This is a genomic window from Streptomyces sp. cmx-4-9, assembly GCF_046548835.1.
Lineage (GTDB): Bacteria > Actinomycetota > Actinomycetes > Streptomycetales > Streptomycetaceae > Streptomyces.
In genome coordinates, this window is the sequence record NZ_JAEBEE010000002.1 from 677151 (window position 1) to 698246 (window position 21096).

Sequence of the window (21096 nt, forward strand, 5' to 3'; positions counted from 1 at the left end):
GTACAGCGCAGCCGGCGGGCCGGAGCAGCGGGATCTGGCCGACCTTGTCACGGCCTCAGCCGCGGCCCGTCCGGGGGGCCGGATCCGGCGGAGGCCGCAGGCACGGACCCGGGGAGGAGTGAGGTTGGCCGGAACCCGCCCATCGGGGCCCGGGGCCGTCGCCGGCGGTTTGCGGCCCGCGGCTGGGGCCCCGACGGCGGTCGTCGTCAGGGGAGTTGGCACGGGATCCGATGGGGTGGTGTAGCGGGGCGTCCGGCAGGGGAGGACTGGATCGGGCGCCCCTGACCGGGGGCGGCGCGGCCCGCCTCCGGGGGCCGCACACCGACGTGGCAGAGGGACAGGCATGGCCAACGGCACCGTGAAGTGGTTCAACTCCGAAAAGGGCTTCGGGTTCATCGCCCAGGACGGGGGAGGACCGGACGTATTCGCCCATTACTCGAACATCTCCGGCAACGGATACCGCGAGCTGGTGGAGGGCGAGACGGTGTCGTTCGACATCACGCAGGGCCAGAAGGGCCCGCAGGCGGAGAACATCATCCGCGCCTGACCGCACCCGCCGTCCGGCCGCACTCATCGGCCGGCCGCACCCGCTGTCCGGCGGCGCCCGCACCCAGCTGCGCGGCGCCGTCGGCGCGTCAGGGCCGGCCCCGGCGGCCGCCCGCGGACGGAGGCTCCACCACGGGCCGGCCGGCACGCCGCCGCCGCTGCCTCCCCGGCCCGCCGGGTTCACGCGGCCGGGGGCGAGTCCGTGCCGCCGGGTGGGGCGGGCGCCCGATGCCCGGGCCGGGTCTTGGTCCGCACGCACCCTGGGCTGCCGGCGGCGGCCCCCGGCCGAAGCGCGCTGTCCGCGCGCCCGCCACCCCTGCGCCCCTCGCCGCCCGTACTCGCCGGGCCTCTTCGTGCTGGTCCATGAGGTTTCCGGGCTCATTTGCGTACGGTGTTCTTTGCTGCGTACAGTGTGCGCGTGGCAGGCCGGGCCGGTTCGGACGTCTTCGTTCCGGGGGGGCGAGGCCGTTCGGCCCGGGGGGTGCGGCAACGCTGGAGCGGAGCCGGGGGCGGCCGTGCCGCTCCCTCCGGGCGGCCTGCCATGGGGCCCGGTTCCGTGGCGCGGCGCCGGCATGAAACCGGTGCCCGGGCGGGGCGGGCAGCCCAGACAGCACAGAGCCACCCGACCTGCTCGGGGGCGGGCCGGGCGGCTCCGTGCATCTGTCCCCGCGCAGGTGTCCCCGCGCATCTGTCCTGCGCATCCGTCTCGGGGGAGCCCCCCTGGAGCTCGGCGGCGCGTGCAGGCGCGGGATATACCCTCTATGCGAATACCGTACGCATCAGCAGAGGAGCCGCATGGCGGCACAGCCGAAGGCCGGCGCCATCCCGTCCGTCTGGGCGCGCGCCAAGCCCGCACCGAGCCAGCCGGCCCTCAGCCGGGCGCTGATCGTCCGGGAGGCGATCGCCATGCTCGACGCGGACGGCATCGAGGCGCTGAGCATGCGCAAGCTCGGCGCCCGCCTCAACGCCGGTGCCACCTCGCTCTACCGCCACGTCGCCCTCAAGGACGAGTTGATGGAACTGGCGCTGGACGAGGTCCTCGGCGAGGTCGCCCCGCCACCCGAGGACCCTGCGGACTGGCGGACGGCCGTCACCGACTTCGCCGCGTCCTTCCGGGCCACCGCCCTGCGTCACCCGTGGATGTGCACCGTCCTGGGCCAGGCGGGCCTCGCCTACCTGGGACCCCACCTCAGCGCCCTGTCGCAGCGGCTGTCCACCCTGTTCACCAACGCCGGCTTCCCCGACCCCGGCACCGCGATCAACGCCCTCTACTCCTACGCCATCGGCATGGTCACCACCGAGCTGGCCTGGTTGAACACCGTCGCCCGCTCCCGGCAGACCGAAGCGGACTTCCTCGCCCGTCTGCTGCCCCCCGCCTCACACGAGGGGCAGTCCGGCACACAGGCCGCGGACCCCCGTACGATCCGCGACGACCATTTCGACAACGCCCTCGAACTCGTCCTCGACGGCCTGGCCTGCCAACTCACCCGCTGACCGCCCGCCACACCCACGACGTCCGCCCGCCGGCCCGGCGGGTCAGGGCGGCGTGCCGGGCCCGACGACGCCCCCCGCACCCGGGAGTCCCTGCGTCAGGAGCCGGGTGCGGAACAGGTCGAGTACGGTGTCCAGCGCCTCGCGGGTGGGCTCGCCGGGCTCGTCCACGAGGTGCTCGGTGAGAACGGAGTGCGGGCGCAGGACGGCGTCCGGGTTCGCCGCCGCGTCCTCGATCTCCACGGCGACGAACGCGTCGCCGAGCTCGCGCCGCAAGTGGGCGAACCGGGCCCCGGGGGACAGCCGGTCACCCCGAAACCGCAGGCCCGTGACCTGGAGTCCATCCCGTTCGCAGCGCCGCCGGACCGCTGCGAGGTCCGCGGGGGCGATGTCGACGGCGCCGGCCCGGCCCCTGGTGCAGGCCAGCGGGAGCGAGGGCTGGGACAGGACCGGGACCAGGAGCCGTTCATCGGTGGCCATGGCGAGGGCGAAGCCGCCGGTCAGGCACATGCCGACGGCGCCGACCCCGGGGCCGCCGCAGCGCTCGTGCTCCGCGGCGGCCAGCGCGCGCAGCCACCCCACCACCCGCGAGGTCCGCCCGGTGGCCAGCAGCGTGAACTCCCGGCTGACGCACACCTGCCACAGGGAGGCGGCGGTGTACCGGGCGGCGCTCGGCCAGCCGTGCGCGCCGGGGTGCCCATCGCGCCCGGGGGTGCCTAACAGGACCGGCAGCACTGCCGTGCAGCCGGTGTCCGCCACCTGCGCCGCGAACTCCAGCACCTTGGGGGTGATGCCCGGGATCTCCGCCATGACGATCACCGCCGGCCCGGTGCCGCGGCGCAGGATCCGGCGGGTGGTGCCTCCATGGGTGAACGTGCTCCGGGTGAAACCCGTCAGATCGTGGTCTGCCATGCGCCGGCGCTCCCTCGGGTGGGCCCTTCCGGGGCACCCGGTAAGTTACCGGTCCGTAGGCCCGGGGGAAACGGAGGTGCGCCCGGCGGCCGCACCGTGGCAGGGTGGCGGGCCGCGCACCGGCCCGAAGGGCCCCCGCCGTCCACCGAGGAGCATCCGTGATCCCAGCCCGACTGGCGCCGCTGCTGGAGCAGTTCGACTTCGCGTGCGAGCGCCTCACGGGACGGCTGGCGGGCCCCGTCACGGACAGCGGGGACGGGGCGCAGACCCGCGTCGGCCCGTTGACGGACGAGGAGTTCTTCTGGGAGCCGGTGCCCGACTGCTGGTCGGTCCGGCGGCGCACGGACAGGCCCGGGGCCCGCGCGACGTTCCTGGCCGGCGCCCGCGACGGGGACTGGGGCCGGGACGCGGCCCCCTACCCGCACCCGTGGCCGCCGCCCTTCACCACGCTCGCCTGGCGGCTGAGCCACCTCGGCGAGATGGTGGCGCTCCGCGCCGACCACACCGCCGGCCGTCACGTGCTGACCCGTGACGACCACCGGGTGCCCGGTGGCGCCGGGGAGGCGGTGCAGGCCTTCAGCGAGGGCGCACGGGCCTGGCGGAAGGCGCTGCTGGACGTCGACGACGCCGCGCTCGACACCGTGGGGTACTCCACCTACCCGCACGGCAGCGACGCCGAGGAGCCGTTCGTGGACATCGTGTGGTGGGTCAACCAGGAACTGCTGCACCACGGAGCCGAGATCGCCCTGCTCCGCGACCTGTACCGGGCCCGGCGCCGCTGACCGGCCGGCCGCGCTCAGGCAGCCCCTTCCGGAGGGTCCCCGACGAGTCCGGCCACGTGCTCGGAGATCGAGTCGAGGAGGTCCGCGGAGGCCGCCTCGGGCCCCAGGACGAGCAGGTGCAGGGTCAGTCCGTCGGTCATGGCCGCCAGGTAGCGGGCCAGCGCGGGCACCGGGATCCGCAGCGCGAAGTCCCGGTCGCGGCAGAGGTGTTCGATGAGCTCGGTGTACGTGTCCGCGTACAACTCGTACTGCCGCCGGGCCAGGTGCTCGAAGCCCGGCTGGCGCAGGGCGTACTGGGTGAGCTCGTAGGTGAGCATGTGCTCGCCCGGATGCGCTGCCACGTGGTCCCAGTACGCCCGGAAGCCCGCCCGGACGGTCTCCCGCAACGTGGCCTTGGGCTGGATCGCCTCCTTCACCACGCCGACGTAGTGGCCGGTGATCGTGGTGATGACCGATTCGAGCAGGGCCTGCTTGGAGTCGAAGCAGTAGTGGAAGACGCTCAGCGACACACCCGCCTCGGCGGCGATCGACCGAGTCGTCGTCCGGGCGACACCGTCCCGGGTCATCGCGCGGATCGCGGCCTCGGTCAGCTGGCGGCGCCGTTCGGCCGAGGGCCTGCGAGCCATGGTGGTTCCTCTCCTTGCCGTGCAGGGCGGGGCCGGCCGGATCAGGAGCTGATCCGGCCGGCCCCGGCCGTTGCTCTGGTGGTGCGCCGCGCGTCAGCTGCTGAAGACGCCGACCTCGCGCAGGGAGTAGCCCCACTGGGTCGCACGCCGCAGGCCCTGGACACGGACGTAGCGGGCCGACACCCCGGAGAACCGGGCCGTGTCCAGGCCCCCGTCAGAGGTTTCCGTGGACCACACCGTCCGCCAGTTCGCGTCGTCCGTCGACACCTCGATCCGGTAGGCCTTGCCGTACGCCTCCTCCCAGTCGAGCGTCAGACGCGCGATCCGGCTCGCGGAACCGAGGTCGATGCGCAGCCACTGGTTGTCGTTCCATTCGCTCGCCCAGCGTGAGCCGGGATCGCCGTCCACGGCGCGCCCCGGCGAGTAGTCCACGAAGGGGTTCCACCACTGCGCCGAGGAGGCCGAGGCGCCGGAACCCGCGGCGAGGTTCACCCCGGAGCGGTGCTTCTCGGAGCTGCCCCAGGTGGTCAGGTACGACTCGGCGCCCTTGAACAGGTCGTCCACGACGCCCTGTCCGCCCACGATCCGGATGTCCTCGATCCAGTCGGGGACCAGGCCGTAGTGGGAGGCGCCGTCGGTGTTCAGGTCCCATGTGCGCGCACCGGTGGTCTGCTTGTCGATGACGGAGCCCCCGTCGGTGCTGCGGAAGGGGTAGCGCACCGGGTTCGGGGTGTCCGCCCCGCGCGGGCCGGGCCAGCCCCCGACGCCGTTCATGTCGGTGCCGTAGCCGTAGCCGACGCCGTACTTGTCACGCAGCGCGTCCGTCCGCTTCGCCTCGGCGCTGAAGCCCTCGGCGCCGCTCATGTACGAGGCGACGAAGCCGCCGAGCTTGTAGACCCGCTCGGTCCAGTCGAGGTCCATCCAGCTGTGCGAGGAGATCACCCCCGGGTACGACTCGGACTCCAGGATGTCGAAGGCGCGCCCCGCCGCCTTGACGCTCATGTGGTCGACCTCGAGCATCATCTTGCGCTTCATCATGCCGCGCACCGCGTACTCGCCGAGGTCGGTGAGGCCCCGGGTGTTGCACTGCGCGTCCGCGGCGTACGAGGGGACCGTGACGCCCGGCGGCAACTCCTTCTGGGCCGCGGGCGCCGCGGCCAGGCCGATCGGGTTGTCGTGCTGGGGGCCGGTGCACTTCTCCGTCTGCCAGAACGTCCCGGTGGACAGGAACTGGCCCACGTTGATCGCCGTACCGAGGGTGCCCTCGTCGAAGCGGACCCCGCACAGGGCATTGTCGAACTTGTGGCACAGGAACATGCTGCGCACCCCGAGGCGGTGCAGCTCGTCGAGGCCGCGGTCGACGTCCGCCTTGCTGCACTGCGCGATGTCGAGGACCTGCTTGCAGCCGAAGGGCTCCGAGGTCTCGACCCCGAGGACCACGGCCAGTTTGCCCTGCTGGACCACGTCACGGGCCTGGGCCGAGTCGGTGACGATGCGGAACCAGCCCTTGCCGGGGCCGCCGTACATCCGGTCGATGTAGGCCTGCATGTCGTACGTCTTCTGAGCCTCCAGGCGGATGGCGGTCATCTCGTCGCAGCCGCGGTCCTTGAAGAAGTAGACCGAGCAGATCACCCCGTTGGTGACGAGGTCGTTGACGAGCACCCGCTGGCCGCCGCGCCAGGCCCGTTCCACCCAGGCGTAGTAGTTCTGCTGGTGGGTCAGGGAGTCGTGGGCGGGCCAGTCCTTGAAGGTCGGCCAGCCGTCGGGGTCGTGGCGTCCGTCACCGCCCTTGGTGATGAAGTCGAACACGGCGAGCGTGCCGTCGGGGTAGTGCTCAGGGCAGTCCTTGAGCGCGTCCGCCACTCCCTGCTCGGAGAACGGCTTGCCGCAGATGAGACGGCCGCCGAAGCCCTCGTTGGACATGATGTGGTCGTGCGCGTCGACGAAGCCGCGCACCCGGCCCTGGGCGTCGGTCCCCTTGAACGGTTCGCCCGTGACGTTGATCCCGGAGTCGGGCGCGGGCCGCGCGACCGGATTCCACCAGCCGGGGTCGGCGGCCGGGGCCGGGGAGCCGGCCGCCGCGCCGAGCACGGAGGCCACCACGGCGAGGATGAGCGTCAGCACCGCGAGGGGACTGCGCCGGATCTTCGGCCGTTTCCTTTGGTGCGGGTGTCCAGTCATGGTCATCACTCACGTCTCACGTCGGCGGACGGCACATGAAGTTGTCATGGCCCGCGCAAATGTTGGGTCGAGAATCCCGACCCCCGCCCGGAGAGTCAAGAGTCCGGGACGGATGACCTGATGACACGTCAGAATGTTTCGGTGGCACGGGAGGTCGCGAAGCACCGGCGTCCGGGGTGGTCGCCTGCCACCATGGCGGGGACCGCACACCCCGACCACCGGAGCGGAGCGCCCGTGCGTCACCGATGGAGCAGGACGGCCGCCGCCACCGCACTCGGCGCGGCCCTGATCGCCCTGGCGGGCTGCTCGGGAGGCGCGGAACCCGCCGCGGCCGGCAAGGCCTCCCCCTCCACGGGGTCCCCGCCGCCCGCCACGACCCCTGCACCCGCGCCGCCCGCCCCGACCTCCGCGCAGCCCGCAGCCCCGTGCGTGGACACCTCGGGCATGGGACCGCAGGAACTGGGCACCTACCTCGCCCGGCTCAAGAGCGGCAGCGGCTCCTACGGCAGCAAAGCCCTCAAGATCGACGGGGACGGGCTGGACTTCTCGCCCGAGTCGAGCGAACGTCCCTGCGCCGCGGTCAAGCTGACGCTCAGCCGCTACTGGGTGGACGTCGACCGCTCCGGGGCGTCGTCCGGCCCTCCCCGGCCCTCCCCGGCCGCCACGGAGTTCCGGTACGTCTTCCTGGACCGGCCCGTCCTCACGGTCGGCCCGGCCGACGGCATCGTCGAGGGCAGCGTGCCGCCGCAGTCCGCGGCCTGCCGCGGCTCGCTGTCGGTCGTCCACACCGGAGCCGACATCACGGAGGCGGAACTGCCCGGCGACCTCACCATGCCGACGTCTTTCACCTCCGCGGGCCGCGGCGCCATGGACGTCAAGGTCACGGCCGAGCGGGTGCTCGCGGCGACCTTCGTCCCGCCGTCCGCGCCCAGCGGCTGCTGACCCTCCCGCCGCTCAGGAGACGGCGTACCACTGGCTGGCCCAGCCGGTGTTGATGATGCCCTGCGACTGCTCGGCGAGGTTCACCGCGGCGGGCAGCGAGGTCTGCCCGGTCAGCACGGTGCTGTACCGCAGCTGCGGGGGCGCCAGGCCGGCGTTGACCGAGATGCCCGCGCCCGTGGACTTGAGCGTGAGGGCGTTGGTGGCCCACTCGCCGTTCAGCAGCAGGGCGATGAAGTAGGTGCCGGGCGGGGCGGTGAACGGCTTGGCGAGGGCCAGCGGCTTGGCGATCGGTTCCGTCATCAGCTGGGGGGAGATGTCCGGGGTCGTCGCGAGCAGGGCGCCGCCCGCGTCGTACACGCCGAGGTGGCAGTTGACGAGACGGGCGTTCGGGTCGATGCCGGCCAGCCCCAGCCAGATGTTCGACCAGGTGATCTCCTCGCGCAGGACGATCCGTACGAGGGTGATCCGTCCACCGACCCCGGCAGCCGACTGCGCAGTGACGTGCCCCGCGTCGTTGGGGTCGCCGGTCCACGCGAGGAGGTTCTGGTCCTGCGGCCGGGGCCCCTCGAACCCGCCCTGACCGCCGGGCGCGGAACTCTGCGCGGGCGGCGGGGTCGGCTGGTCCGCCGCCCCCGGGCGCGTGCCCGGTGAGGTGCAGCCGGCCAGGACGAGCAGCGCCGCGAGTGCGGCGGCGAGGCCGGTGGCGGCGGTGGTGGTACGGGTGCGCATGGTCCCCCCATGAGGTACGGATGTGACTGAGGGGACATGGTCACACGGGTCGGCGGCCTCTTCGTACAGGTGGCCGAGGCGGCCTGAGCCACCCCGCCGGCCGGGCCTGACGTCAAGGGCCGACGAAGCAGAACTCGTTGCCCTCGGGGTCGTACATCGTCTGGAAGGACCCCTGGTCGTCGGTGACCGGAGCGCCCGCCGGAGCAGCCCCCAGGCGTACGGCCCCGGCCGCCGCCGCCGCGACGTCCTCGACGGCGATGTCGAGGTGGAGGCGGTTCTTCCCGGCCTTGTCCCCGGGCACCGGCTGGAAGGCGAGCCGGGCGAAGCCGGGCGGCTCGACGTGCGACCAGCCGCGGCCCCGGTCGACCGGTTCGCCGCCCAGCAGGGCGGCCCAGAACCGGACGAGCGTTCCGGGGTCGCGGCTGTCCACGACGATCTGGTGCAGGCGGGCGCGCATGGACCGAGCATAGGCCGCCGGTCCCGCCACGCGCCGCGGGGGCGGCGGAGGCGGGGACGGGGGGCGCGGCGGCCGGACCGGGCCCGCGGCCCCGGGGGCTCACAGCGGGCGGCTGAACTCCAGCCGCTCGGCGAAGTTCCGGTAGCCGGCCCGGGTGAAGGCCTTCGCCATCGCGGCGTTCGCCGCGTCGCAGTCCCCGCGGACCTCCCGGGCGCCGTTCGCCGCGAGGAGCCGTGTGCCCCGGACCACGGCCGCGGCGGCATACCCCTTGCCGCGGTGGGCGGGCGCCACACCCACGAAGCCGATCACCGCCACGCTCGGGTTCTCCGCGGGAAGGCTGATGACCGCCGGGGTGCCGTCCCCGTCGTAGCCGATCTCCCACCAGTGCGGCTCGTGCCGCAGTTCCGCCGTCTCCTCGAAGAGCCGCTCGGCCGCCTGCCGTGCTCCGTACCGCACGACATCGGCGGCCAGCCGGGCGTCCGCCGTCTCGCCGAGCAGCTCCGCCAGGAGGGCGAGGAAGGGGGCGGGTCCGAGGCGGTCAAGGCTGCGGAAGTCCAACCGGGCATCGACGGGCGGAAGTTCAGCCCCGGCCGCCCACCGGAACCGGCGCCCGTCGCGGATGACGCGGAACCCGGCGGAGCGCAGCAGCTCCGCGCGGCGCTCCGGGTCCCGCTGGAACTGCGGTGCCTGGGCGGGCGCGTCCACGACGTGCTCCAGCTCGTCCGCACCGAGGCTGCGCGCCGTCGCGGCGGCCGACTCCAGCAGCGCGGCCGCCACCTCGGCAGACCCCGGCGCCTCGAACAGGACGACGGCATACGGCACTTCCTGCCCGGGCAGGGTCCACAGCACCGCGCTGCCCACCGGCGCGCCCCCGCCGTCCTCGGCGACCAGGCACCACTCGGGACGCGTGCACCCTGCCGCGAGCAGCTCGCCGAGGTAGGCGCGGGTCGCCGCATTGCGCTCGGCGTCGTCGGGGAACTCCAACAGCGCGGGCAGTTCACGGGGGCGGGCGGGGCGGATCACGACCACGGGCAGTCCTTCGTACGGTCGGGGAAGTGCAGGGGCACCCGGCGACGGTAGCCCCGCGCCCCTCGGCCCACCAGTCGATTACCCGGCGGCCGGACGGGTTCCGGGCCGACGTGGCCGGGGAACGCATGGGCGATGTCCGCGGGCTCACGTAGGGTCGGCCCGTGAGCTCACACGTGGTTGTCGGTTTCGGGCCCGCTGGGGCCGCTACTGCTCGCCTGCTCGTCGCGCAGGGGCATTCCGTCCGGGTCGTCACGAGAACGGGGCGCGCGCCGGAGCCCGGGATCGAGCACATCGCACTGGACGCGGCGGACGGCGCGGCGCTGACCGCCGCCGTGCGCGGCGCGGCCGCCGTCTTCGGCTGCGCGGCCCCTCCCTACCCGCAGTGGGCCGGCAAGTGGCCCCCGCTGGCCTCGGCGCTGTACACGGCCGCCGAGGAGACCGGGGCCGTGCTGGTCCTGCTCGGCAACCTGTACGGCTACGGTCCCGTCGAAGGGCCCCTGACCGAGGACCTGCCGCTCGCCGCGACCGGAACCAAGGGCCGGGTGCGCGCCGCGGTCTGGGAGGGCGCCCGGGAACGGCACCACCAAGGGCGCCTCAGGGCAGTGGAGTTGCGGGCCTCCGACTTCTTCGGCCCGGGCGTGACCGACGGCGGCCACCTGGCCGGCCGGGTCCTTCCCCGCCTGCTGCGCGGCAAGCCCGTCTCCACACTCGGCGACCCCGACGCCCCGCACAGCTGGACCTACCTCCCCGACGTGGCCCGGGCCCTGGCCGAGGCCGCCGGGCACGAACGGGCCTGGGGGAGGGCCTGGCACGTGCCCACCGGACCGGCGTTGTCCGTACGGCAGATGACGGACCGCCTCGCCGCGGAGGCGGGGACCGCGCCGGTCCCCGTACGCGGGCTGTCCCCGGCGCTCCTGCGGGCAGCCGCGGTGTTCTCGCCCATGCTGCGCGAACTGAAGGAGGTCCGCTACCAGTTCGACCTCCCGTTCCTCGTCGACACGCGGGCCTACGAGAAGGAGTTCGCGGTCCGCGCCACCCCGCTGGACGAACAGGTCAAGGCGACGGTGGACTGGTGGCGCGAGCGGCTGGCCGGCACCGGACGACGGCCGTGACCCGGCGGGAGGACATAGCCGTCGTGGGGATGGCCTGCCGCTTCCCCGGAGCGCGGGACCTCAACCAGTTCTGGCGGCTCCTCACGGCCCCGCAGGCACAGTTCTCCACCGTCCCCGACACCCGCTGGCGCAGCGCCGCCTTCCTCAGCGACGACTTCCGGGACAGCTCCTCCGCCTCCACCGACACCATGGCGCTGCTGCCGGACGTGGGCCACTTCGACGCCGCCCACTACGGCATCCCGCCCCGCCGGGCCAAGTCGATGGACCCCCAGCACCGGCTGCTGATCGACCTCGCCCGCGAAGCGATCCAGGACGCGGGATGGGAGGCCGAGGGCTTCGACCGGGAGGAGACCTCGGTGATCACCTCCCTCACCGAGAGCGGCTACCGCGAACTCAGCACCATGCGCATCCGGATGAAGCAGCTCACCGGCGGAGAGTTCGGCGCCCGCGTGCCCGATCCCCGCTGGCCCGAGGCGGTCCGCGCCGTCGACGCCCTGCACGGCACCTCCGTGGCGGGCCTGCTGCTCAACATGGGTCCCAACAGCATCAGTTCCGTCTTCGACCTGCACGGAGAGAGCTACGCACTGGACGCGGCCTGCTCCGGCGGGCTGATGGCCGTCGCGAACGCCGTGCACGCCCTGCGCGCCGGCCGCAGCCGCATCGCCCTGGCCGGCGGCGCCCAGCTGATCCTCGCCCCCGACCTGCTGATCGGGCTGAGCCGGATCGGAGCGGTCTCCCGCAGCGGCCGGTGCCTGCCCTTCGGGGCGGAGGCCGACGGCTTCGTCCTCGGCGAAGGCGCCGGGGTCCTCGTCCTGCGGCCGCTGGCCGACGCCCTGGAGGCCGGGGACCGGGTCTACGCCGTGATCCGGGGCGTGGGCAGCGCCAACGACGGCACGGTGCAGGGCGGCATGCACCCGCAGGCCGCCGGGCAGCTGCGCGCCCTGCGCCGGGCCTACCGCGACGCGGACCTCGCACCGGGCTCCGTGGGCTTCCTGGAGGCGCACGGCACCGGGACCAGGGTCGGGGATCCCGTCGAGGTCGCCGTCCTGCACGAACTGCGCGGTGAACGGGCCGCGCCCGCCTACCTGGGCGCCGTGAAAGCCGTGGTGGGGCACGCACTGAACGCCGCCGGAATGGCCGGGCTGGTCAAGGCCGTCCTGGCCGTCCACCGGGGAGTGGTGCCGCCGCAGCCGCCGTTCGCCCTGGCCGACCGCACCCGGCTCGACGCCGCAGGGCTGACCATCGCGACGCAGCCCGCGCCCTGGCCGGCGGCCGACGGGCCCCGGCGGGCCGGGGTCAGCGCCTTCGGCTTCGGCGGCACAGGCGTCCACATGGTGCTGGAGGAGAGCCCCGCGCCGCCGGCCCGCCCGGCACCGGACGCCGAGCCGCACCTCCTGCTGCTCACCGCCCGCGACCGGGAGGGACTGGCCCGGCACGCCCGGGAGATCGCCCGGGCCGTCGCCGACGACCGCCTGCCGCCCGCCGCCGTCGCCGGTACGCTCGCCCGCCGGACGCCCTTCGCGCAGCGCCTGGCCCTGGTGGCCCGGGACCCCGACGAGGCCGTCACCCGGCTGACGGCCGCGGCCGAGGCGGTCGCAGCGGGCCTCACCGGGGAACTCGGACCCGGGCAGGTGGCGGGAACCGCGCCGCCCGGCCGGCCCGAAGAAGCCCTCGCCGTCCCGGCGCCGGGCTCGCTGCCGGCCGGGGAGCGCGCCGCCGCGCTGGACCGGCTCGCACGGCGGGCCGTGACCGGGCCGGGGCTGCTCCCCGACCAGGACCGCACGCCCCCCTGCACGCTGCCGCCGAGCCCGCTCGCGCCCCGGCACCACTGGGTCGTCGACGCGTCCGCCCGCGACGTCGGGGACCCGCCGGAGCCCGCTCCGGAGCCCGCAGCGCCGCAAGCGGCCCAGAGCGCCGGCGGGGCCGGCGCATCCGTGGTCCTCGAAGCGGTGTCGCGGGCCGGGGTGTTCCCGCTGTCCGACCTCAGCGGACGGATGGCCCTGACCACCGACCTGGGCTTCGACTCCCTGATGCTCCAGGAACTGGAGGTCGCACTGGCCAGGCGCGCCCCCGGCTTCACCACCGAGGAGATCTTCCGTCCCGGGCTCACCATCGACGAACTGACCGCCCTGGTCGGCCCGCACCTGCCCGGCCCCCCGCAGCCGCAGTCGCCGCCCCCGCCGCCCCCGCCGCACGGAGCACCCCTCGCCCGCCGCGCACCGGTTCCCCGGCAGCGGGAGGCGGCAGCCGGGCAGGCCGCCGACCCTGCGACCACCTGCGTGGACGCCTTCCCGGAGGTGGCGCAGTTCGAGGAACGGTTCGACGCGATCACCGCCGGCGGGGCGGACTTCCCGTACTTCCGGGTCCACGAAGGCACCATCCGCGACACGACCGTGATCGCCGGCCGCCCCTACCTGTCCTTCGGCAGCTACAACTACCTCGGACTCTCCGGCCACCCGGCGGTCAACGAGGCCGCCCGCGCGGCCGTGTCCCGGTACGGGACCTCGGTCTCCGCCAGCCGGATGCTCTCCGGCGAGCGGGAGCTGACGGTCCGGCTGGAACGGGCCCTCGCGGCCTTCCTCGGCGTCGCGGACTGCCTGACCCTCGTCAGCGGCCACGCCACCAACGTCACCGCGATCGGGCACCTCGTCGGCCCGGGGGACCTGGTGGTGCACGACGCGCTCGCCCACGACAGCATCCTGCAGGGCTGCCTGCTGTCCGGCGCCGCGCGGCGCCCGTTCGCCCACAACGACACGGAGCAGCTGGAACACCTGCTGCGGCTCAACCGGCCCCGGTTCCGGCGGGCACTGATCGTCGTCGAAGGGGCCTACAGCATGGACGGCGACCTCGCCGACCTTCCTGCGGTGATCGAGCTGAAGAAGCGCCACGGGGCCCTGGTGATGGTCGACGAGGCGCACAGCATCGGCACGGTGGGCGCGTACGGCCGGGGCATCGGGGAGTTCTTCGGCGTCGACCGGTCGGGGGTGGACCTGTGGATGGGCACCCTCTCCAAGGCTTTCGCCAGCTGCGGCGGCTACCTCGGCGGCTCGGCCCGGACGGTGCGGTGGCTGCGGCACACCCTGCCGGGGTTCGTCTACAGCGTCGGCCTGACCCCGCCCAACGCCGCCGCCGCCCTGGCCGCCACGGAGCTGATCGTCGCGGAGCCCCACCGGGTGCGTACGCTGCACCGCAATGCGGACCTCTTCCGCGCGCTGGCCGCCCGGGCCGGACTGCCGACGGGCTCCAGCGCACACACCCCGGTGGTCCCGTGCCTGCTCGGCGACTCGGCACGGACCCTGGAGGTCGCGGACCGGCTCTTCGCCCGGGGCATCGTCGCCGACCCGATCTTCCACCCCGCCGTCGAGGAGGGGCTTGCGCGGCTGCGCTTCTTCCTCACCAGCGACCACCGCGAGGAGGACATCCGGCGGGCCGTGTCGGTGCTGGCCGAGGAGGTGGCGGCCACGGCTCCGGCCACCGGGAGGTGACCCGGGGCCGACCCGGGGGCGGCCGGCGTACGGCAGGGCCCCTCCGGCCGCGGGGGAGCGTCAGAACAGGGTGCGTTCGATCCGGCTGAGCATGTCGGACTTTCCGGGGGCGCCGCCGTCCGGGGCCGCGCCCTGCTCCTGCCCGCCGCCGCTCAGCCGCTGGGACAGGAGGTAGGCGATGACCTCCGCCTCCTGCTCCTGGACGTCGTCGTAGGTGGCGCGCAGGAGCATGTCGCGCACGAGGTCGGGGTCGAGGTTGGGGAAGAGGAGGCGGGCACTCGCCTCGTCCAGCCAACCGGCCCCGCGGTGGCAGCAGATGATGTGGCCCAGCTCGTGCAAGATGATGTGCTCCTGATGCGCGCCGGTCGTGTTGGCGTCGTAGAAGATCAGGTCCTCGTCGCGGGCGGCGACCCACATGCCGCAGGGCTGCGACGCGGGCATCTGCATCGGGACCAGCGTGATGGGGCGGTCGCGGATCTCGCCGAGGTAGCGGCAGAGCTCGGCCAAGTCGGCGCCCTTGGGCAGGGCGAGTTCCGCTATCCGCCGCGCGCCGTCCTTGCGGAGCTTCTTCAGCTGGGTGCGGCGGTCCTGGTCGGCCGACCTCCCCTTCCCGGTGAGCTTCACTCCGGGTCCGCGGGGTCGGTGACCGGCGGGAGCCCTTGCAGTTGCCGGTACTGGTCCATGATGGCCGTGATGGCCTGGAGGTTCTCCTTCTTCATCCCCGCGGCCCGCATCGCGACGGAGCGCACCCCCGCCTGCCGCAGCGCCTCGATGGCGGCGACCTGGCTGAGCACGGACTCGGCGACCTTGTCGTCGAAGAAGTAGGCGACCGAGACGCCGAAGAAGCGCGCCAGGGCGGCCAGCAGGTCCGGGGAGGGGTTGGAGCGCTTGCCCGTCCGCAGCTGGGACAAGTACACGCCGCCGACCTTGAGTTCGGGGTTGGCCCGCTTCAGTTCCTCCGCCACTTCGGCGTTGGTCCAGTGCTTGCCCTTGGGACGGACCGTCTTGAAGAGGTCGTCCAGACGTACTGCCAGCATGGGCCGGTCCTCAGTCTCGGACACTGCGAATCTCCCTTCCGTCACCTCCTCGGCATTGCCCTCAGCTATCCAACAGTTTTGCAGATTAGCGGTCAGTTGACAATCTGCCGAGATTCCGCCACCGTGGACCTCGCCGATAGCTGACAGCTAACTTCGCTTACGGGGGTAGTCGGGTTGGTTGGTGGTTGTCGGAGCCCGTTCCGGGCCGGCCCTCGGGGGATGGGGGCCGGCCTGGGCGGGGGTACTCGCAGGGCCCGGGCCGTACACACGGGGGGAATCCGGGGGACCCGGGGTGCCACGGGGGAGCAGCGGGGGAAGACCCGCCCGGCCTGACGGGGGGCAGACCGGGCGGGAGCCCTCACCTCGCCCTGCCGAGCCGGCGGTAGACCGATGCCACCTTGGTGAGCCAGGCGACCTCGGCCGTGAAGTTGTCCGTGTCGCGGTCGTCGAAGTCCCCCGCGTCCTTGTTGTGGTCAGGGATCGTGCCCGCGCGCTTGGCCTGCAGCGCCTGCCTGATCTGGGCCGCCTCCGCGAAGGCCTGCCGGTACTCCTCACTCCCCTCGGGGTCCGCGCCGTGCGCGGCGCGGTCGATGTAGGGGCGCAGGTCCCGCCACCCGTCGCGTATCTCGATGACCCTCCGGTGCAGCCGGTAGTCCAGATCGGAGACGGCGGCGGACACCGGCGGCTCCAGCACGATGTCCGGGGAGGACTCGTACAGGTCCCGCCACAGCGGGTACAGCGCCCGGTAGGCACGGTAACTGCGCGCCCAGTCCAGCAGTTTGGCGGCGGGCGTCTCCCAGGACGACAGGGTCAGGCTCAGGGACAGCGTCACGATGCCGAGCGCGCTGAACACGTTGGACGCGAGCTGCCAGACACCGATGTCCACGCCCCACGCAGCGGTGAGGATGTTGACCGTCCGGCACAGGCAGTAAAGGAACAGGATCACCGCGGCCACCGACAGCATCCGCAGGGCCTGCCGCAGCGAGGCCTTGCCGGTCATCCGGGCGTACGGACCGCACTGGCGGAAGATCGTCACGCACGGCACCGCCTGGGACACGATGAACACCAGCAGGTAGGTGAGCACCAGGGGTTGGCCACTGCCGGTGTTGAAGTCCTCGGCGGGCCGGGACGTCCCGTCGGCGACGAGGAAGAGCGCCACCAGAAGCGCACTGAGGGCGGTGCCCGCGATCAGCCAGTAGCGCGCCCTGCGCGCCGCCTCCTCGGTGGCGGCCGCCCAGCGCAGCAGGATGATCTGGGCGCTGACGCAGAACAGCACCGCCGACACGTGCATCAGGAGGACGGCCAGATTGCCGACTCCCAGGAAGCTCCCGCTCCCCATGGCGACGGCGCCCATCGTGAAGGTGAGGCACTGGAGCAGCAGGGTGGTGAGCAGGGTGCGGTAGGCGCTGTCGTGCCAACTGCGCTTCACCTGGCACAGGCGGTAGACGAGAGCGGCGTACGACGCGAGCGCCGCTATGACGAAGCAGAGGGTCCTGGTGGTGTTCACGGCCTGCTGTCCCGTCCGTGCGGCGCGTGCGGCGCAGCTGCGGACCCGTCGGCGCGGGTGTGCCCGGCCGGCGCGACCACCAGGCCGATGCCCTCGGCCGCCACGGCGACGGCGAAGTCGAAGTACGCGGCCTCGTCACGGACGCTGTCGTGGGTACGGCTGAAGACCTGGAATACGAGGAGGCCGATGAGACTGCTCCACAGGACGATGCCGCGCTCGACGAGGTCCGCGTACGGGGCCTCGGGCGCGCCCCCGAACAGCTCCACGGCCTCGGGCCGGAGCAGCGACGGGCCCTTGAACGGGCGCTCGGGCGGCGCGAGTTCCCCGCCCTCCAAGGCGGAGCGCACGATCCCGGCGAGGACCGCGGGGGTGCGCGAGGCGGGCGCCACGGTGTCCTGCGGAGCGTGGTAGCCCGGCACGGGCGAACCGTAGATCAGGGTGAACTCCGCGGGGTGGGCGAAGGACCAGGCGCGCAGCGCCCGGGCCACGGCAAGGAGCCGCGCCCCCGCCCCGGCCCCGGTGGCGTCCCGGTCGGCCTGCTCCATCGCGGCGGCCGACTGCTCGTAGGCGTCGACCACCAGCGCGGTCAACAGGTCGTCCCGGTGCGGGAAGACGGCTGCGGCCTCGTCGGCGGACCACCCGGCACGCGCGGCGACGGCCTCCAGGGAAAGCCCCGCCGCCCCTGCTTCCGCCAGCAGTTGGCGTGCCGCGGCCTTGAGGGTCCGGTCCCGGCCGGCGCTTGCCGCCGGTGCAGGTGTTCGGGAAGCATCCATGGCCGAACCGTACCCGTCGGTCACCAGACGTCGGGGGCGTTCGCCCGAGACCTCCGTGAACTCCCGGCGATCGCCTGCGTACCGCACCGGCCGACGGCACCGCCCGGGACGGCGCACGCCGTCGCCCGCTGCCGGCGGACCTGGTGGCTGCGCAGTGCGGTGTACAGCGCGGCGGTCATGATGCTGGCGGCGCACCAGGCGCCGAGGACCACGGCGAGCGTGGTGAGGACGGCCATGAGGACTCCTCGGGTGGGGGACGGCCGTTACGGCACCGGGAAGGGACCGTGAGCGGCGCCGGCCGCCGCGACGGGTGAAGGGTACTCACCGTGACGGACGCATACCCGGGGGGTGCGGACTTCACGCTGACTGCCCCCGATGGATTGCGGGTGTGCGAGGCGGGTTCGAGCGGTACTGCCGGCGCCGCCCCAGCACCCCGCCCGGCTGCCTCCGGCGGCCCCTGCCGCATGCCCCGCGGCGCCCGCGGCCCGCCGCCCGCCGCCCGCCGTCCGCCGCCCCGCTCCGCGATACTGGCGGCATGCCGCTGAATCCGCGCTCCGTGGAACCGGAACCCGTGACGGCCGTCGCCCCGCACGCGGCGAACCGCGCGCTCCTCACCCAGGCCTGGCGCGACCTGGCCTTTCTGCACTGGGCCGTCGACCCCGCCGACGTGGCCCCGCTGCTTCCGTCCGGAACCGCGCCGGACACGCTGGACGGGGTCACGTACGTCGGCCTGGTGGCCTTCCGGATGCACCGCGTCGGGTGGCTGGGCCTGCCCGGCATCCCCTACCTCGGGAGTTTCCCGGAGACCAACGTCCGCCTCTACTCCGTGGACGGCCACGGTCGCCGGGGCGTGGTGTTCCGCTCCCTCGACGCCGCCCGCCTGATCCCCGTGCTGGTGGCACGCTCCGTGTTCCGCCTGCCGTACGTGTGGTCGCGGATGTCGGTCCACCGCGACGGCCGCACCGTGACGTACGGCAGCGCCCGGCGGTGGCCCGGACCGCGGGGCGCCCGCAGCAGGATCTCCGTACGGATCGGGGAGCGTATCGAGGAGCCCACCGCGCTCGAACACTTCCTCACCGCCCGCTGGGGCATGCACAGCACCTTCTTCGGACGCTCCCTGTACCTGCCCAACGCCCACCCGAGCTGGCCGCTGCACCGCGCCCGGCTCCTCGACTGCGACGAGGACCTGATCGCCGCCGCGGGGCTGAGCGCACCGGCCGCGCCCGCGGCCAGCGTGCTGTACTCGCCCGGTGTCCCGGTCCGCTTCGGGCCCCCGCCCCGTCCGCCGGGCCGCGCGGCGGGCAAGGGGCCCGGCTCGCGCTGTTAGGGTGACGTGTGCCCGTCAAGCGGGTGTTTTCGGTTTCCTGACTTTCCAACGGGGTAGAACGTGAAGCTTCGCCATGTCCGCGCGGTCGCCGTCTTCGGTATCGCAGTCGTCGCACTCACCGGGGCCCGCGGCTCCCACGGCGGCAGCTGCGGCGGGGGCCACAGCTCAAGCTCGAGTTCCAGCGGCGGCAGCAACAACAGCGACGGCAACAGCAGCAGCAGTTCCGGTGGTTCCTCCGTGCCCGGAGGCTCCGGCAGCAGCAACAAGGCCGAGCGCGACATCAAGATCGACACCTGCAAGCTGGACGACTCCGGCAAGAACCTGGTCGCCCGGCTCACCGTCACCAACAACGGCTCCGTGGACTACACGTACAACGTCACCATGAAGTTCCGCGGGGACAGCGCCACCAGCGCCACCCCCGCACAGGCCCGCGTCACCGGGCTCAAGGTCAAGGCGGGCGCGTCCGCCCCCGCCGAGGCTACGACGCCCTACCCGGGCAAGGGTGACGGCAGCGAGTACAAGGAGTGCGTCGTCGACACGGCCTCCAAGAGCGCCCTCTGAGACACCTGCTCCCCGCAGGGCGCATGCCGGCGGGGCACGCCCGCGCCGGACGAACGGCGCCGCCGCGGCCGGCATCCGGCCGCGGCGGCGCCGTCGGCGTCAGTACACGAGCCGGTACGTCACGTCCTTGGCCACCGGGTCCGGCGCGGTGTCCGTGTAGAGGATCCGGACCGTCGTGAAGCGCCGCAGGTCCGGCTGGTCCGGCCAGGCCTCCGGGTGGCTCAGCGTCACCGTCACCGGATAGGCGCGGAAACGGCCCGCGGCGCAGTAGGGACGGCAGTCGTTCACCATGTCGGTGCCGGTGGCCGTCGCGGTCCCCGGCCCCCAGGTGTCCCAATGCAGCCCGACCAACCGGTTGTTGCCGTCTCCGCAGGCCAGCAGGTACTCCTCGGGGCGTACCTGCGCCTTCGAGGAGCAGTCCACGACCACCACGGGGTCGGCGGCCGGCGCCGGCGCGACGGCACCCGCATGCGCGGAGGCCGAGATCACGGCAGAGGCCGCCAGGACCGCTGCCGCGCACAGCACGGTCGTCGTCCGCGCCCGGGAGCGGGGCGCGCGTGCGGGGCGTTCACCTGGTGAGACGTTCACGGGGGGACCTTCCTCGCCTTGCCGCGGCCGCCTGCTGCACGGCCGTACCCAGCTTCCCCCATCCGCGTGGTCCCCGCACCCGGGCGGCGGCCCGCCGCCCGAGGGCTTCGACTAGGGTCGGCGGGACAGCACACCCCGTACGACGAACGACCACGAGGAGCAGCCGTGAGCAAGCCGGCGTCCACCGCCCTGCAGCAGCAGATCGCCCGGGAACTCCAGGTGCCGGAGACCTTCGACGCACGGCTGGAGATCGAGCGTCGGGTGGCTTTCCTCACCGAGCGCCTCACCTCCACCGGCCTGCGCGGCCTGGTGCTCGGCATCAGCGGAGGTGTGGACTCCACCGCCGCCGGGCGGCTGTGCCAGCTCGCCGTGGAACGCGCCCGCGCAGCCGGCCACGACGCCACCTTCTATGCCATGCGGCTACCCTACGGGGTCCAGGCCGACGAGCACCACGCCCAGCTCGCCCTGGAATTCATCAACCCCGACCGGGTGCTGACCGTGGACGTGCGGCCCGCGAGCGACGCCGCACTGGAAGCGGCCCTCGCCGGCGATACCGTCTTCCGCGACGCCGCCCACCAGGACTTCGTGCAGGGCAACATCAAGGCCCGCCAGCGCATGATCGCCCAGTACGCGGTGGCCGGCGCCCACGACGCGCTGGTCGTCGGCACCGACCACGCCGCCGAGGCCGTCTCCGGCTTCTTCACCAAGTTCGGCGACGGCGCCGCCGACGTGGTCCCGCTGACCGGGCTGACCAAGCGCCGGGTACGGGCGTGCGCCGACCTGCTCGGTGCCCCCGCCGAACTGGTGTGGAAGATCCCCACGGCGGACCTGGAGACCCTGGACCCGGGCAAGGCCGACGAGGACGCGCTGGGCGTCACCTACGACGAGATCGACGACTTCCTGGAGGGCAAGCCGGTCGACCCGCGCGCCTTCGACACCATCGTCCGCCGCTACCGCCTCACCGAGCACAAGCGGCAGCTCCCGATCGCTCCGTAACCGCCCGGACGGGCC

The 21096-nt window shown here is 73.7% G+C and carries 21 protein-coding genes; 9 read left to right on the forward strand and 12 right to left on the reverse strand.

Annotated elements, in window-relative coordinates:
* The first annotated feature begins 343 nt into the window (after positions 1-343).
* Both ACLJTM_RS09130 and ACLJTM_RS09135 read left to right on the forward strand, forming a co-directional pair.
* Complete coding sequence (locus ACLJTM_RS09130; protein WP_411102927.1) at positions 344-547, forward strand: cold-shock protein; 204 nt, start codon at positions 344-346, stop codon at positions 545-547.
* A gap of 794 nt (positions 548-1341) precedes the next feature.
* Entirely contained in the window at positions 1342-2040 is a 699-nt protein-coding gene (locus tag ACLJTM_RS09135) for a TetR/AcrR family transcriptional regulator C-terminal domain-containing protein (RefSeq protein WP_411102928.1), read from the forward strand.
* Positions 2041-2082: 42 nt separating this feature from the next.
* Here ACLJTM_RS09135 and ACLJTM_RS09140 read toward each other — a convergent pair whose 3' ends face one another.
* Positions 2083-2949, reverse strand: a complete 867-nt coding sequence (locus tag ACLJTM_RS09140; protein ID WP_411102929.1) for a dienelactone hydrolase family protein — start codon at positions 2947-2949, stop codon at positions 2083-2085.
* A gap of 158 nt (positions 2950-3107) precedes the next feature.
* Here ACLJTM_RS09140 and ACLJTM_RS09145 point away from each other — a divergent pair, with 158 nt between their 5' ends.
* A complete protein-coding gene (locus tag ACLJTM_RS09145) occupies positions 3108-3731 on the forward strand; it encodes a DinB family protein (RefSeq protein WP_411102930.1) in 624 nt (207 codons plus the stop codon).
* 14 nt (positions 3732-3745) lie between these two features.
* On the opposite strand, the gene ACLJTM_RS09150 is transcribed toward ACLJTM_RS09145, so the two are convergent.
* Positions 3746-4357, reverse strand: coding sequence for a TetR/AcrR family transcriptional regulator (locus ACLJTM_RS09150; RefSeq protein ID WP_411102931.1), 612 nt, complete (start codon positions 4355-4357; stop codon positions 3746-3748).
* Between the two features lie 93 nt (positions 4358-4450).
* Complete coding sequence (locus ACLJTM_RS09155) at positions 4451-6544, reverse strand: discoidin domain-containing protein (protein WP_411102932.1); 2094 nt, start codon at positions 6542-6544, stop codon at positions 4451-4453.
* Positions 6545-6772: 228 nt separating this feature from the next.
* Between ACLJTM_RS09155 and ACLJTM_RS09160 the strand changes: the two genes are divergently transcribed.
* Positions 6773-7480 (forward strand): hypothetical protein, encoded by a 708-nt coding sequence (locus tag ACLJTM_RS09160; protein WP_411102933.1) that lies wholly within the window; start codon positions 6773-6775, stop codon positions 7478-7480.
* Positions 7481-7492: 12 nt separating this feature from the next.
* Here the strand turns inward: ACLJTM_RS09160 and ACLJTM_RS09165 are convergent, their stop codons facing one another.
* From ACLJTM_RS09165 to ACLJTM_RS09175, 3 genes are all read right to left on the reverse strand, one after another.
* A complete protein-coding gene (locus ACLJTM_RS09165) occupies positions 7493-8209 on the reverse strand; it encodes a hypothetical protein (protein WP_411102934.1) in 717 nt (238 codons plus the stop codon).
* Between the two features lie 112 nt (positions 8210-8321).
* A complete protein-coding gene (locus ACLJTM_RS09170; protein ID WP_411102935.1) occupies positions 8322-8666 on the reverse strand; it encodes a VOC family protein in 345 nt (114 codons plus the stop codon).
* A 99-nt stretch (positions 8667-8765) separates the two neighbouring features.
* Positions 8766-9695 (reverse strand): GNAT family N-acetyltransferase, encoded by a 930-nt coding sequence (locus ACLJTM_RS09175; protein WP_411102936.1) that lies wholly within the window; start codon positions 9693-9695, stop codon positions 8766-8768.
* Positions 9696-9856: 161 nt separating this feature from the next.
* Here ACLJTM_RS09175 and ACLJTM_RS09180 point away from each other — a divergent pair, with 161 nt between their 5' ends.
* On the forward strand, positions 9857-10807 hold the full coding sequence (locus tag ACLJTM_RS09180) for an NAD-dependent epimerase/dehydratase family protein (protein WP_411102937.1): 951 nt from the start codon (positions 9857-9859) through the stop codon (positions 10805-10807).
* A gap of 29 nt (positions 10808-10836) precedes the next feature.
* A complete protein-coding gene (locus tag ACLJTM_RS09185) occupies positions 10837-14292 on the forward strand; it encodes an aminotransferase class I/II-fold pyridoxal phosphate-dependent enzyme (protein WP_411103283.1) in 3456 nt (1151 codons plus the stop codon).
* Positions 14293-14352: 60 nt separating this feature from the next.
* On the opposite strand, the gene ACLJTM_RS09190 is transcribed toward ACLJTM_RS09185, so the two are convergent.
* The 5 genes from ACLJTM_RS09190 to ACLJTM_RS09210 form a co-directional block, all read right to left on the reverse strand.
* Positions 14353-14916, reverse strand: a complete 564-nt coding sequence (locus ACLJTM_RS09190; RefSeq protein WP_411102938.1) for a toxin — start codon at positions 14914-14916, stop codon at positions 14353-14355.
* Positions 14913-15353, reverse strand: a complete 441-nt coding sequence (locus ACLJTM_RS09195) for a helix-turn-helix domain-containing protein (protein ID WP_411102939.1) — start codon at positions 15351-15353, stop codon at positions 14913-14915. The genes ACLJTM_RS09190 and ACLJTM_RS09195 overlap by 4 nt, the downstream gene beginning before the upstream one ends.
* A 334-nt stretch (positions 15354-15687) precedes the next feature.
* Positions 15688-16836, reverse strand: a complete 1149-nt coding sequence (locus tag ACLJTM_RS09200) for an MAB_1171c family putative transporter (RefSeq protein WP_411102940.1) — start codon at positions 16834-16836, stop codon at positions 15688-15690.
* Positions 16833-17609: a TetR/AcrR family transcriptional regulator gene (locus ACLJTM_RS09205; RefSeq protein ID WP_411102941.1), complete on the reverse strand. Its 777-nt coding sequence runs from the start codon at positions 17607-17609 to the stop codon at positions 16833-16835. Before ACLJTM_RS09205 ends, ACLJTM_RS09200 begins: the two co-directional genes overlap by 4 nt.
* Positions 17610-17629: 20 nt before the next feature.
* Positions 17630-17845: a hypothetical protein gene (locus ACLJTM_RS09210; protein WP_411102942.1), complete on the reverse strand. Its 216-nt coding sequence runs from the start codon at positions 17843-17845 to the stop codon at positions 17630-17632.
* Positions 17846-18144: 299 nt separating this feature from the next.
* Between ACLJTM_RS09210 and ACLJTM_RS09215 the strand changes: the two genes are divergently transcribed.
* Positions 18145-18936, forward strand: a complete 792-nt coding sequence (locus tag ACLJTM_RS09215) for a YqjF family protein (protein ID WP_411102943.1) — start codon at positions 18145-18147, stop codon at positions 18934-18936.
* Positions 18937-18996: 60 nt separating this feature from the next.
* The gene (locus tag ACLJTM_RS09220; protein ID WP_411102944.1) at positions 18997-19497 is read left to right on the forward strand and encodes a hypothetical protein; all 501 of its coding nucleotides are present in this window, start codon (positions 18997-18999) and stop codon (positions 19495-19497) included.
* A gap of 99 nt (positions 19498-19596) precedes the next feature.
* Here ACLJTM_RS09220 and ACLJTM_RS09225 read toward each other — a convergent pair whose 3' ends face one another.
* Positions 19597-20085 carry a hypothetical protein gene (locus tag ACLJTM_RS09225; RefSeq protein WP_411102945.1) on the reverse strand — a complete coding sequence of 163 codons (489 nt, stop codon included), beginning with the start codon at positions 20083-20085 and terminating at the stop codon, positions 19597-19599.
* A 165-nt stretch (positions 20086-20250) separates the two neighbouring features.
* Here ACLJTM_RS09225 and nadE point away from each other — a divergent pair, with 165 nt between their 5' ends.
* Complete coding sequence (gene nadE, locus ACLJTM_RS09230) at positions 20251-21081, forward strand: ammonia-dependent NAD(+) synthetase (protein WP_411102946.1); 831 nt, start codon at positions 20251-20253, stop codon at positions 21079-21081.
* Positions 21082-21096 lie beyond the last annotated feature (15 nt).